This is a genomic window from Sneathiella sp. D3-11, from assembly GCF_055809395.1.
Window position 1 is genome coordinate 2,811,098 of sequence record NZ_CM147911.1, and the last position, 13,570, is coordinate 2,824,667.

A 13,570-nucleotide genomic window follows, 5' to 3' on the forward strand; every position below is an offset into this window, starting at 1 on the left:
TCTGACATGCCGCTACAAGTCATGGTAAACCTAGCCTTTGACGACTCTGCTTAATTTTTAGGCAATTTTGTAACCATTTGAATTATATATCATATTTAAAAGTCAAGCCAGAGGCTGCTGGAAAATTGTAATTTTTTTAGGGTGGCGCAAGTGAACTGAAGGCTTTCCGCCGGAATGTGCACAACTATTGCCGAGATTTCGTTAAATTTTACGATTTTTGTGTTTTCTTCGGCGGACTTAAGACTTTCCGCGAATAATTTCAACGCCAACACTTGTGGTGTTTTTGATGGCATTCAGTTTCTCAACTTTCACCGTCACGAGGCTAACTCTATCATTGTCGAGGCAGATAGCGGCGGCTTTCTCGGCGAGCGTTTCGACGAGGTTAACATGCTCGCTTTTGGCCATATTGGTGATGTGATTCGAGATCGTCTCGTAGCAAACGACATTCTTGTAGTTATCGGCGAGAGGGGAAAGAGAATCATCGACCGTCATCTCAATGTTGAAGCGAACGGGCTGTGGCGTGGATTTTTCATGTGCGTAAACACCGATCAGCATGTCCACCATAAGATCGTTGATGAAAACCTTATGTGATGAGGTCGGTCGGGTCATTTGCCCAGGATAAAGAACATTGGCGGTCGTCGACTTATTCATGCACACCTTCTTTCGCCTCGCTTTGATATGTTGGTAGATGCTGGCCACCATCAAGTGAAACAAACTCACCTGTCATGGATTTCGCGGTCAGGATAAACTGGACCGCGCCAGCAATTTCCTCAGGTGTAGGGCCGTACCCTAAGGGAACTGATTTTTGCTGCTGTTTGAATTGCGCCGCCGTCTGTCTTGTATTGGCCAACGTCGGTCCGGGGCCAATGGCATTGACCCGGATATGAGGGGCAAGGGCCATTGCGGTTGTTTGCGTCAATGTCCAGAGTCCTGTTTTGCTCAATGTGTAGGACATAAACTCCGGTCGCAGGTTAAAAACCCGCTGATCAGCAATATTGATAATATTACCCTGCAGTCCCTTAGGGACCTGCCTGGCAAACCCTTGAGTGAGTAGCATCGGCGCCAGAAGGTTGGTGTCGAGATGCTTATGGAAGCTCTCCGCGGTCACATCGGAAATTGTATCCATTTCGAATACGGCGGCATTGTTCACAAGGCAGTTGAGCGGACCAAGGGCATCAGTTGCCGCTTGAATAATTTTTGCGACCTCCACGGCGTCCGACAGATCGGCTTGGATCAATGCGACTGGTACGCCCGATGCAGTAAGATCATCTTTTAAGGCTTCGGCCTGCGATGTTGATTGATGATAGTGCAGCGCAATGCCCCATCCATTATTGGCAAAGGCTTTGGCAATGGCGCGGCCGATACGTTGGCCTGCTCCTGTAATGAGGACATTATTTGGCATTCACGCGATGTTCCGATTTTATTTTATTAATGCACCGGTGCAGCATAGACGCCAGACATACCATAAAACTGTGCAGCGACATAGGCGACATAAGCAACACAAAAGGCTCCGCCCAGAATCCTGCCGATGGGCCTTTTAGAAATAAAAATCGGTATCATGAGGAGTGAGACAAAGAGCATGATCCAGAGATCGAAATGTAAGACCTGCAGGGGGGCTTGCATTGGTTCGACAATTGCGGTTGCGCCAATAATACCCGTGATATTGAACAGGTTGGAGCCGAGCACATTCCCGATCGCAACATCCCCATGGCGGCGAAATGCGGCGATAATAGATGTGGCGAGTTCAGGGAGGGAGGTTCCGAGTGCGACGAGCGTCAAGCCGATGATTTCATCAGAAACACCAGCGATCCGCGCGATGGTTTCTGCGCCCTGCACAAGCAAATGGGCGCCAAGTACCAGGCCGAGCAGGCCCATCAGAACGAAGAATATGCTGATGAAGAGATTTTTCGGCATATTCTGCTCATACTCCTCCAAGGCCTCTTCCGCACCTTCGTCCCCTTCTTTTCGGGCGCGATAGTAGGACCGGAGCACGACAGCGGCAAGGAATGCAACTAGCAGAGCGCCTTGCCAGATTTGGATCGTCCCATTCCAAGCCAAAACCATGAAGAGGATGGAGCCGGAAACCATGATGAGGCAGTCGCGCAGTGCGGAGCGTGTGTCGCAGACAAGCGGATAAATCAGAGCAGGGACACCTATGACCAGCAAAATATTGGCAATATTGCTACCAATCACATTACCGAAAGCTATCCCCGGGGCACCATCTAGTGCGGCCTGTATACATACCACCAGTTCTGGCGCCGAGGTACCAAAGGCGATTATCGTAAATCCAATAACCAGTTTGGACACGCCTAATTGCTCGGCAAGGGCAACCGAGCCCCGGACGAGGAGTTCACCGCAAACCAGAAGAATTACCAGACCAGCAGCTACTTGTAGGTACATCATAAAGGGCATACACCCCGGGACTGATTTCCCGTTACACTCATCCAGTCACCACTGTTCCAAGAAGACGATTGGTTGTTATATAGACATGGCTAGGTACCAGTAAAAGAGCAAAAGGCACTAATTTCGCGTCATTTAAGGTAGACCGTTGCTTTTAGGAGAGGATACGGCAGTGGTATTGCGGGATATTCGGGAGCGTAACGTCAGTATTTTCGCTCGATTACATACCCCTTTTCTTCAAGAAGAGAGAATTCCCTCGTCCCCCGGAAGGTGAAGAGCGCCTACTCCAACAAATACATTTCCGCGGGCAAGTTCAGGAAGCATCCGGTCCACCATGCGATGGTTCCGTATATAGATAAGGTCCGCTGTCATGATTTTATTGAGTGCTGAACTCACGCCTGCAAGGGTTTCCTCAAGATCGCAGGCAATCCAGCCAGTATTGCCGGAAAGATAATAGCTTGTTATTTTCTCGAGTTCTTCATCAAGCTCGGAATGTTCGGCCATCGCCTGATCCAGATATTCAAGTTGCACGGTTGGCGACATGGTGTCAAAAATGTCCAATTGTTCCTTATTACTTTCGAGGGCGACCACGCGTTTTCCGGCTATTCTGGCTGATTTCTCCAGCTCCTTGTCGAGCAGGGTTAAGGAACGACCTGTTTTTCCGCTCGCGGGCAGCGGCTGACTTATAATCGTTGCAGCTGCCCAGACCTTGATCCGGTCGAGCGTCGCGGGCGACATGCCGTAGGGCGTAACAAGTTTGGCAAGGCTATCAAACCGCTCAGCGCCAATTTTCTCTCGCAGGCTTTCCCCAGGGCGGAGGAGTAACCGCTGCTGATTACGGGCAAGCTCGTCATCCTTCAGGGAAGTTTCGAAAACCGCCGTGCTGGACGCGATGAAAACCTGCATGACGACGCCGGGAAGGTATAGAATGCGCGGATCCCGTGAATGCATGGTGCCAAAAATATAGCTCGGCGGCACGCCTTCCCGCGAGAGCTTCCAGAGCCGCCCTTCGTCGAAAGGTCGATCAATGCAATTCTCCGGCGGAAGCGGCTCGGCGAGAGCAGGAGATGAAAGGCCCATAAGCAGGGACAGAAAAATAGAGGTAAAGAATGCCCTCGCTAGCATCGTCATTGATAAGCCTCGTCGATTGCGAATACGCCAGATAAATCCTAGACTAGCACAAAGTTCTATAATTTCATGTAGTAGCCGGAAAAGGGGCGAAGTGATGATGGCTTATAAATCTCGTCAGATGCTTTTGAGGCAGATATTGGCGTCACTATTGCTCCTAAACCTATTTATTTCGACGGCGCATGCATCGGAAGAGGATGTCGTTGTCTTCGCAGCAGCCAGTACATCTGAGGCTGTTTCAGCGCTTGGTTCTGTCTTCGAAAAGCGAACTGGATTCCCAGTGATTGCCTCCTTCGCCGGAAGTGGAACTCTTGCGCGTCAGATCAAGGAAGGCGCGCCGGCAGATATATTCATTTCCGCGAATTTGTCTTGGATGGACTATCTCGAACAGGCAGCACTGATCGAGAAGGGAGTCTGATAACAATTGCGTCCAATAACCTAATCCTCGTGGCCCCAAATGAGGCCATGCTTCCCGATCCTTTCAAATTTGAGAACTTTCCGGCCATTCTCGGGTCCGGACGGTTGGCTATCGGCAATCCTGCACATGTGCCTGCGGGCACTTATGCGAAGGCAGCGCTTGAATCACTTGGGCTGTGGAAGAAGATTGAGGGTAATCTGGTGATGCTGCCAAATGTCCGGGCGGTTCTGGCCCTTGTGGAAAGAGGGGAAGCACCGTTCGCCATCATCTATGAAACGGATATGCGGCTTGCCAGAAATATTCAACTCGCCGCCATATTTCCGCGTAGTTCCCATCCGGCAATCTCTTATGCAATGGCAAAGATCAAGGGGAATGACGGCCATTCAACTGATCTATTTTATAAATTTGTGCGATCAGCAGAGGGGCAGGAAATTCTCCGGCGGCATGGCTTCCTCGTGCTAGAGAATTAGCCGTTACGGGACCGGCCGCCAAGCACATGGCCGCTACCTGACCTTCCTTTGCTTGAACGGCCTTGCGGTCGGCCAGTATTCGGACCGCCGATGCCAAGCTCACGATCTTGCAACTTTTTGATCTCATCGCGAAGGCGCGCTGCTTCCTCAAATTCCAAATCTCCGGCAGCTGTGCGCATTTTCTTCTCAAGGTCTTCGATATGGGCTTCAAGATTATGCCCGATCATATGACTCGCGTCTTCGAGACCCAGACTGACGTTATAATGATCTTGCTCATAGACGCTCTGCATGACGTCGCCAATATTCTTTCGAATAGATACGGGGGTAATGCCATGTTCTGCGTTGAACGCCTCCTGCTTATCCTTGCGCCGTTTGGTCTCGTCCAGCGCGAACTGCATGCTTTTGGTAATCTTATCCGCATAGAGGATGACGCGGCCATCCACATTTCGTGCCGCACGGCCAATTGTCTGGATTAATGAGGTGGAGGATCGCAGGAAACCTTCCTTATCTGCATCGAGAATAGCGACAAGCGCACATTCGGGGATGTCCAGACCTTCGCGAAGAAGGTTGATACCCACCAGAACATCAAAAGTGCCTAATCGGAGGTCGCGGATAATTTCTATGCGTTCCAACGTATCAATGTCTGAATGGAGATACCGAACCTTAATCCCGTTCTCATGAAAATACTCGGTCAGGTCTTCCGCCATTTTCTTGGTCAGTGTCGTGACGAGTACGCGCTCCCCCTTTGCTGCGCAGAGTTTACATTCGCGCATCAGGTCGTCCACCTGTTGATCGACAGGGCGGATAATGCAGTCCGGATCGGTCAGGCCGGTGGGACGAATAACCTGCTCTACGAACGCGCCGCCTGTTCGTTCGAGTTCCCACGGGCCGGGCGTTGCAGAAACAAAAACCGTCTGCGGACGCATGGCCTCCCATTCCTCGAACTTGAGTGGTCGGTTATCCATGCAGGATGGCAGGCGGAAGCCATAGTCGGAAAGCGTTGATTTACGGCGGAAGTCACCTTTATACATCGCACCGATCTGGCTGACGGTAACATGGCTCTCGTCAACCATCAGCATGGCGTTGTCTGGTAGATATTCAAACAAGGTTGGCGGTGGTTGCCCCGCACCGCGGCCGGAAAGATAGCGAGAGTAATTCTCGATCCCGGCGCAAGCGCCCGTCGCCTCCATCATTTCAAGGTCAAACATGGTCCGCTGTTCAAGGCGTTGCGCTTCAAGCAGCTTGTTCTGTGCCTCAAACTCTACAAGGCGGGATTTAAGCTCCTGCTTAATTTTCTCCTGCGCCTGCTTTAATGTTGGTTTTGGCGTCACGTAATGGCTGTTTGCGTAAATGCGCACTTCGGAAAGGCTTCCCGCTTTCTCCCCCGTCAGGGGGTCAAACTCCGTAATACTTTCCAGCTCATTGCCGAAAAGCGAGAGGCGCCAGGCGCGATCCTCCAAATGGGCCGGAAAAATCTCAACGGTGTCGCCGCGTACGCGGAAAGTGCCACGCGTAAAACTCGCATCATTGCGACGGTACTGAATTTCCACCAGCTGACGGAGAAGGTTCTGGCGGTCAAACTCCTTGCCGACTTTCAGATCCAGGGTCATCTCGCTATAGGTTTCAACAGAACCAATACCGTAAATACAGGAGACCGAGGCGACGATGATCACATCGTCCCGTTCAAGAAGGGCGCGTGTGGCGGAATGGCGAAGACGATCGATTTGCTCATTCACCGAGGCGTCTTTTTCAATATAAGTATCTGTCCGGGCAACATAGGCCTCGGGCTGATAATAGTCATAATAAGAGACAAAATACTCAACGGCGTTGTTGGGGAAGAACGCTTTCATCTCGCCATAGAGCTGCGCGGCGAGCGTTTTGTTATGAGCGAGAATGAGGGTGGGGCGTTGCATTTCCTCAATGACCTTGGCCATCGTGAAGGTTTTTCCGGAGCCAGTTACGCCCAGAAGAACCTGATCTTTTTCATGCTGTTTTATGCCCGCGACAAGGTCTTTTATTGCCTCTGGCTGGTCGCCAGCGGGTTCATATTCCGAAACAACTTCAAATGCGATGCCGCCTTCAGATTTTTCGGGCCGGAGAGGGCGATGGGGAATGAACGGCGCCGAGGCGTCTTCCAATCCGGATGTTTCATTTTTGTTCTCAATCTGCATAGATTGGTTATAGGGTGCCTGCCTTGAAATTTCCAACTATATCTGAGTAAGTTTAGGAAATTTGATGATTGATGGTTGCGAGCAATATTGTGATTTAAGGGTGCCACCCGGACGTCCTTGGACAGGGGGAAGGGGACAGTTCCGGGCGGCGGCTTGAAAGACTTATGACTGCCAGAAAGTTTTGCCAGTTTCGGCTTTCACTTCTGAGGCGGAAAGCCCCATGTCGGTCAAATATTGTTTGTCCAGATCGGCAAGCTGGTACCGCATGGACACCCGTTCCTGCCATTGCAGAATTGTTGAGGCGATGGAACCCATGATCCCGTTGCTGCTAACAAGTCCATTGGCAGGTGCAAGATGCATGTTTCCGCCATTTACGTATGATTTCGTTGCCATTTTCCTACTCCTTCTCTTACATGGAGCAGCCAGCTTGCGGGCCTCTCCGGTTGTTCTGATGGCGTATATTTGTCAATTTTCTGGCTTGATTGCAAACGACAAATTCTAATAGAATGAATTAGTTTTTCTAATCTGAAATGGAAACCGGTTATGCGTCTTCCCCCTTTAAAGTCACTTCGCAGTTTTGAGGCTGCCGCGCGGCATTTAAGTTTTTCTAAAGCGGCGGAAGAATTATTTGTAACTCCTGCTGCCGTCAGCCATCAAGTTAAGGCATTGGAAGAATGGCTCGGTGTTTCTTTGTTCAAGCGATTGAACCGGGCGGTTATCCTGACAAATGAAGGGCAGAACTATGTGGTTAATATCCGCAATGGTCTGGAGATAATTGGATCGGCAACCGAAAAAATCATGCAGGAGGACGTATCCGGCGCACTGCATGTCGACACTTTGCCATCCTTCGCGGCGCGTTGGCTGTTGCCACGTCTCAGTCGGTTTCGGGATGAACATCCAGATATTGACGTGCGACTTTCGGCGTCAGATCATCTCACCGATTTCAACCGGGAGGATGTTGATGTGGTTATCCGGTATGGGCATGGCAATTATCCGGGCTTGCGTGTCGACAAACTCCTGACAGAGGACGTGATGTTTCCTGTTTGCAGTCCGAGCCTTCTTGAAGGAAAACACCCTTTGCATACGCCGGCAGATCTTAAATATCATACGTTGCTGCATGACGATATGCGGATTGACTGGCAGGCATGGCTGACCATGGCCGGGGTAATGGATGTGGATCCGAAAAAAGGACCAAGTTTTAACGATAGTTCCATGCTGCTCACTGCTGCGATGGAGGGGCAGGGAGTAGCACTGGGCCGAAGTACGCTCGCCGCGGATGACCTGATGGAAGGCAGGCTGATACAACCTTTCGATACCCAGCCATTGCAGGCGCATCATGCTTATTATCTCGTGAGTCCCGAAGAAATGGCGGATCGCCCCAGAATTGTTGCTTTTCGAAACTGGATTCTGGAGGAGGCTTCAGTCAGTTCCGGGCGGTTTAAATCCCGTACCGATCAGTCGATTGAACCTTCCAGATAAGAAGCGATTAGGTTCGAGGTTTATAAACGATACGAAAGCTGACTGATTGCTGTCCCTGGTTTATTGATTAATTAGCCTTAGCTATTAAAAAGCGGGTGGTCTCGACGCGGAATAAGCGCTATAGACCAATTGCTTGTGGGTGCGTACTGCGCCTTGAATTTACCCTAGCCGAAAGAGATTGGAATTATGTCTATTATTGCGGAAAGCCTGGGACGCATTAAACCCTCTGTTACTATTGCCGTGACCACCAAAGCAGCTGAACTGAAAGCAGCCGGCCGCGACGTGATCGGTCTTGGCGCCGGAGAGCCGGATTTCGATACGCCTGACAATATCAAGGAAGCGGCAATTCGCGCTATAAACGAGGGCAAGACGAAATACACGGCTGTGGATGGAATTCCGGAGCTGAAAAAGGCAATTTGCGAGAAATTCAAGCGTGACAATGGCCTTGATTACGAACCCTCACAGGTTACGGTCGGTACCGGGGGCAAGCAGATAATTTACAACGCTTTGGTTGCCACGTTGAACCCGGGCGATGAAGTATTGATCCCTGCGCCCTATTGGGTGTCCTATCCGGACATGGTGCTGCTGGGCGGTGGAGAGCCGGTGTTTGTTCCAACGACTGCCGCAACCGGTTTCAAGATGCAGCCAGCCGATCTGGAAGCGGCCATCACGCCAAAAACCAAATGGCTGATTTTCAACTCTCCCTCCAACCCGTCTGGCGCGGGGTATAGCCACGATGAGTTGAAGGCGCTGACCGATGTGTTGCTGCGTCATCCGCAGGTTTGGATCCTGACGGATGATATGTATGAGCATCTCGTCTATGGCGACTTTAAATTTGCGACGCCGGCGGAAGTAGAGCCTAAGCTTTATGGCCGGACGTTGACCATGAATGGCGTCTCGAAATCTTATGCGATGACGGGCTGGCGTATTGGTTATGGTGCGGGGCCGGTTGAACTGATCAAGGCAATGGCAAAAGTGCAGTCGCAAAGCACTTCAAACCCTTGCTCTATCAGCCAGTATGCGGCTGTGGAGGCACTCAATGGACCGCAGGATTTTATAGATGAGCGGGCGAAGGTTTTTGAAGAGCGGCGTGATCTGGTGGTTAGTATGCTCAACCAGGCCAAAGGCCTGAGCTGCCCGATGCCGGAAGGGGCGTTTTATGTTTACCCGTCCTGCGAGGGGTGCATTGGCAAGAAAACGCCGGATGGCAAAGTGATCGAGAATGACTTTGACTTCGTATCTGCGCTTCTTGAGACGGAAGGCGTGGCCGTGGTGCATGGAGAGGCGTTTGGTCTGTCGCCGCATTTCCGCGTTTCCTATGCGACGTCAACGGAGGCCCTGACAGAAGCCTGTGAACGAATTCAGCGTTTCTGTTCCAGCCTGAGCTAATCAACAGAATTATTTCTGGAAAGGCGGTCGGTGATTCGGCCGCCTTTTTTTATGGCTTCTGCAAAGGGAAGAAAAATAGATCGGCGGTCCCACAATTCTGCGCGCTCCCGGCGTCCCGACAAAATTTCTCTTGCACCATTGGAGATGGAGGAGGAACATTAGAATTATCTAACTAACTGGGGAGGCGCGTCATGGTCGTAGACAAACCAACGGGGCCTCGCAGCATCGCGCTGGTAGGCCCCTATTCAAGCGGGAAAACTACTCTTCTGGAAGCCATCCTGCATATCTGCAACGAAACGGACAGGAAGGGCAGCGTTACGGCAGGGACATCATGCGGTGACAGTTCCAAGGAAGCGCGGGAGCGGCAAATGAGCGTAGAAGTAAACGCCGCCCATGCCAAATATCTTGGCGACGAGTTTACAATTCTGGATTGCCCCGGTTCTATCGAATTTTTTCAGGAAACAGAGAATGCGCTTGCCGGGGTAGATGCCGCCGTGGTGGTGTGTGAGCCGGAAAGTGACCGCGTGCTGACTCTGTCGCCATTGCTAAAAAGTTTACAAGAGAAAGGGCTGCCGACATTTATTTTCGTGAATAAGATAGATAAGGCTTACGGCTCAGTGCATGATCTCTTTAAATCACTTCAGGCGGTGTCCGATCGCGCTCTTGTCCTGCGTCAGGTTCCAATTTTCAGGGATAGCATAATCACCGGTTATGTCGATCTCGCCTCCGAACGGGCTTATGTCTATAAGGAGGGCGACGCATCGCGCATTATAGATTTGCCGCCAGAAATGGCGGAAGAAGAGGGAACTTCGCGCTTTGAGATGCTCGAAAAACTTGCGGATTTTGATGATCATTTAATGGAAGAATTGCTTGAGGATATCGAGCCTGAGCGGGAGGAAATATATTCGCTGTTGCAGAATGATCTTCGCGACGGGTTGGTAACACCGGTATTTCTCGGCTCAGCGGAGAATGAAAATGGTGTGCGGCGTCTCCTGAAAGCCTTGCGCCATGAAGTGCCGGAAGCTTCTATTGCCGCGGCCCGCGCCGGATATGACGCCAGCTCAGAAGAGGCTGTTGCCCAAATACTCAAGACCTATATGTCAGCACAAGGCGGCAAGCTCTCTCTTGCCCGTATCTGGACTGGACATGTCAAGGACGGCGACAGCTTTGATGTGGGCCGGATTGGGGGTCTCTTTCGGCTGCAAGGTGGAAAATCTGATAAACTGGATAGTGCTAAGGCGGGCGAGATTGTCGCTTTTGGGCGCCTTGAAGCTGCTCAAACCGGCGATGTATTGATGGCGGATAAAACAATTAACTCACCGACAGATGCTATTCTGGAGCCCGTCTATAGTATCGCGCTGGTGCCGGAAAAACGCGACGATGAAGTTAAGCTTTCTGCGGCGCTCAGTAAAATCCTTGAGGAGGACCCATCTCTGAGGGTTGAGCATAAGCAGGAGACACAGGAATTGCTTCTTCTGGGACAAGGGGAAATCCATCTCAACGTCGCTATTGATCGGCTGCGTAATAAATATAGCCTTAGCGTTAAGTCACGTCGCCCGAAGGTGGCCTATAAAGAGGCCATCCGGAAAACGGCAAAGCAGCATGCGCGCTACAAAAAGCAAAGCGGTGGCCATGGACAGTTCGGCGATGTGCAAATCGAAATCAAGCCATTGCCGCGGGGATCAGGATTTAATTTCAATGAGAAAATTGTCGGGGGATCGGTCCCTCGGCAGTATATCCCGGCTGTCGAGCATGGTGTGAAAGAATATCTCACCGAAGGGCCGCTCGGGTTCCCGGTTGTTGATGTTGCCGTTACCCTGTTTGATGGGCAGTTCCATTCGGTCGACAGCTCAGAGAATTCGTTCCGCTCCGCTGCCAGGATTGCCATGAGTGAGGGGATGCCGAAGTGCGATCCGGTTCTGCTCGAACCTATTTACAAGGTGGAACTCTCGATGCCGTCGGAATATACATCAAAGGTCAATAGCATCGTCAGTAGTCGGCGAGGGCAGATTCTTGGCTTTGATGCGCGCGACGGATGGGAGGGCTGGGACGCTCTTATCGCCATGATCCCGGAATCTGAAGTGCATGACCTGATCGTCGACTTACGCTCTGCCACACTTGGGGTTGGAACCTATCGCAGTGAGTTTGATCACTTGCAGGAGCTGACCGGACAGAACGCGGATAAAGTACTCCAAAACCGGAACTAACACATAGTCTGGAAAGAGCTCACGGACAGTTGACTTGTGGTTGAAGCCGCAACGCCCGATTATTACTGTAATCTGTAAATAACGGAAGGAATTGGGCGCGTGTTGATTAAAATCCCAAAAGGCTGGGAACTCCTAGAATCCAAAGCGACGCCAGAAGACGCTTACTTGAACCGGCGATCTATTCTTAAAGGCATGGCTGGTGCTGGATTGATCGCCTCCATAGGCTCAAACATTGCGATTGGGAAGGCTTTTGCCGCAGATGGCGCCGATCCGAGCGCGGATCTCTATCCGGTTCCACGGAATGACCAGTATAAAGTAACTCGGGAACTGACCCCGGAAAAAATTGTGACGACCTATAATAATTTCTATGAATTCGGCTCTCACAAGGAAATCTATGAGGCTGCCCAGGCGCTTAATATCCGCCCCTGGACTGTCAAGATAGATGGCATGGTCGAAAAAGAGATGGAAATTGATATTGATGAGCTGCTCGCGAAAATGCCCATTGAAGAACGGCTCTACCGGCACCGCTGCGTGGAGGCTTGGTCTATGGTCGTTCCCTGGAGCGGCTTTCCGATGAAAGAGCTTGTCAAATTGGCGGCGCCGTCGTCCGGGGCAAAATATGTCGTTATGCAAACCTTTGAGGATAAATCAGTTGCCCCGGGGCAACGCCAGTTCTGGTATCCGTGGCCCTATACGGATGGTCTGACAATTGAAGAGGCAATGAATGATCTCACCTTCATGGTGACAGGCCTCTACGGGAAACCTTTGCCGAAGCAAAATGGCTCTCCCTTACGGCTCGCAGCACCGTGGAAATATGGCTTTAAGCAGGTCAAATCTATCAACCGCATCTCCTTTACCGATGAACGACCTGTAACTTTTTGGGAAAAACTAATTAAGAATGAGTATGGTTTCTGGGCGAATATTAATCCCGAGGTGTCTCATCCGCGCTGGTCTCAGGCGCAAGAGCGGGACATCGGCACGGGTGAGAAAATTCCGACCCTCCTGTATAACGGCTATGGCGAATATGTTGCCGATATCTACAAGGACATGAAGGGCGAGCGCCTCTTTATGTGATTCTTCATGCCTTTGTTGATTTCAGGGAAAATTCCACTCTCGGCGGTTTGCGAAAGCCGCTGATTCTGCTATCAATGTGGAATAGTTAAACTGGAATAATTCGAATAAACGCCGAGGAGGGCAATGCTACATGGCCAGCGAAGGATACCACGAGTCAGTCGAGGAACTTTCTGATGAAACACGGGATATGCACAGGGCTATCGTCTCCTTGATGGAGGAACTTGAAGCTGTTGATTGGTATAATCAGCGTGTTGATGCGTGCAAGGATGAGGAGTTGAAGAAGATTCTCGCCCATAACCGTGATGAAGAAAAGGAACATGCTGCGATGGTGCTGGAATGGATTCGCCGAAGAGATCCAATTATGGACAAGGAGTTGAAAGACTCTCTCTTTAAAGAAGGCCCCATCGGACATCATCACGATTAAGCTTCGACGAAAAAAATGCCGGCCATATGAATGGCCGGCAAGTCTGACAGGAGGCGCATCTTGATAAAAGATGCAAAGGAACAAGTCGGACAGGGAGGAAACCTCTCGCCCCTTCCTGGAAAATCCAGCGCCTAAATGATATATATTTCAATATCACTTATTCATTATATTGGATTTTGCCCGCCAATGTGAATAAGGAAAACTAGATATAGGGTAAGTTTTTCAAATCTGTTGCAAAAAAAGACCGGCCTCAATGAAGAGGCCGGCTTAGTCTAACAGGGAGGTATTGCCTTTCGGCAATACAGATTACATGTGATTGGGAGGAATACATGCAATCGATATCAGCAGGGAGCTGATATTAGTAAATGCTGCAATGCAACATTCATGCATTATAAGTAGCCATTATTGAC

General features: G+C 50.7%; 11 protein-coding genes and 1 pseudogene. 6 read left to right on the forward strand and 6 right to left on the reverse strand.

Translation table 11 applies throughout. The annotated features are described in order from the left end of the window. Window positions 1-237: 237 nt before the first annotated feature. The 4 genes from folB to AC0L73_RS14350 all read right to left on the reverse strand — a co-directional run bounded on the left by folB (window position 238) and on the right by AC0L73_RS14350 (window position 3,531). The gene (folB, locus tag AC0L73_RS14335) at window positions 238-651 is read right to left on the reverse strand and encodes a dihydroneopterin aldolase (protein WP_227953111.1); all 414 of its coding nucleotides are present in this window, start codon (window positions 649-651) and stop codon (window positions 238-240) included. Beyond that, window positions 644-1,402 carry an SDR family oxidoreductase gene (locus AC0L73_RS14340; protein WP_473654033.1) on the reverse strand — a complete coding sequence of 253 codons (759 nt, stop codon included), beginning with the start codon at window positions 1,400-1,402 and terminating at the stop codon, window positions 644-646. Before AC0L73_RS14340 ends, folB begins: the two co-directional genes overlap by 8 nt. A gap of 26 nt (window positions 1,403-1,428) precedes the next feature. Further along, window positions 1,429-2,403: a calcium/sodium antiporter gene (locus tag AC0L73_RS14345; protein ID WP_227953115.1), complete on the reverse strand. Its 975-nt coding sequence runs from the start codon at window positions 2,401-2,403 to the stop codon at window positions 1,429-1,431. A gap of 234 nt (window positions 2,404-2,637) precedes the next feature. After that, the gene (locus tag AC0L73_RS14350; protein ID WP_473654034.1) at window positions 2,638-3,531 is read right to left on the reverse strand and encodes a TraB/GumN family protein; all 894 of its coding nucleotides are present in this window, start codon (window positions 3,529-3,531) and stop codon (window positions 2,638-2,640) included. A gap of 118 nt (window positions 3,532-3,649) precedes the next feature. Between AC0L73_RS14350 and modA the strand changes: the two are divergent. Beyond that, window positions 3,650-4,416, forward strand: a pseudogene (gene modA / locus AC0L73_RS14355) (molybdate ABC transporter substrate-binding protein). Here modA and uvrB read toward each other — a convergent pair. Next, window positions 4,413-6,587, reverse strand: coding sequence for an excinuclease ABC subunit UvrB (uvrB, locus tag AC0L73_RS14360; protein WP_473654035.1), 2,175 nt, complete (start codon window positions 6,585-6,587; stop codon window positions 4,413-4,415). The pseudogene modA and the gene uvrB overlap by 4 nt on opposite strands. A 162-nt stretch (window positions 6,588-6,749) precedes the next feature. Then, window positions 6,750-6,980 carry a DUF1127 domain-containing protein gene (locus AC0L73_RS14365; RefSeq protein ID WP_227953121.1) on the reverse strand — a complete coding sequence of 77 codons (231 nt, stop codon included), beginning with the start codon at window positions 6,978-6,980 and terminating at the stop codon, window positions 6,750-6,752. Window positions 6,981-7,130: 150 nt separating this feature from the next. On the opposite strand from AC0L73_RS14365, the gene AC0L73_RS14370 reads away from it, so the two are divergent. The 5 genes from AC0L73_RS14370 (at window position 7,131) to AC0L73_RS14390 (ending at window position 13,160) form a co-directional block, all read left to right on the forward strand. Further along, window positions 7,131-8,066, forward strand: coding sequence for a transcriptional regulator GcvA (locus AC0L73_RS14370; RefSeq protein WP_227953123.1), 936 nt, complete (start codon window positions 7,131-7,133; stop codon window positions 8,064-8,066). Between the two features lie 186 nt (window positions 8,067-8,252). Continuing rightward, window positions 8,253-9,455, forward strand: a complete 1,203-nt coding sequence (locus tag AC0L73_RS14375) for a pyridoxal phosphate-dependent aminotransferase (RefSeq protein ID WP_473654036.1) — start codon at window positions 8,253-8,255, stop codon at window positions 9,453-9,455. A gap of 191 nt (window positions 9,456-9,646) precedes the next feature. Then, window positions 9,647-11,662: an elongation factor G gene (locus tag AC0L73_RS14380; protein WP_473654037.1), complete on the forward strand. Its 2,016-nt coding sequence runs from the start codon at window positions 9,647-9,649 to the stop codon at window positions 11,660-11,662. Between the two features lie 99 nt (window positions 11,663-11,761). Beyond that, entirely contained in the window at window positions 11,762-12,736 is a 975-nt protein-coding gene (gene msrP, locus AC0L73_RS14385) for a protein-methionine-sulfoxide reductase catalytic subunit MsrP (RefSeq protein WP_227953129.1), read from the forward strand. Window positions 12,737-12,866: 130 nt separating this feature from the next. Continuing rightward, window positions 12,867-13,160 (forward strand): encapsulin-associated ferritin-like protein, encoded by a 294-nt coding sequence (locus AC0L73_RS14390; protein WP_227953131.1) that lies wholly within the window; start codon window positions 12,867-12,869, stop codon window positions 13,158-13,160. Window positions 13,161-13,570: the final 410 nt, after the last annotated feature.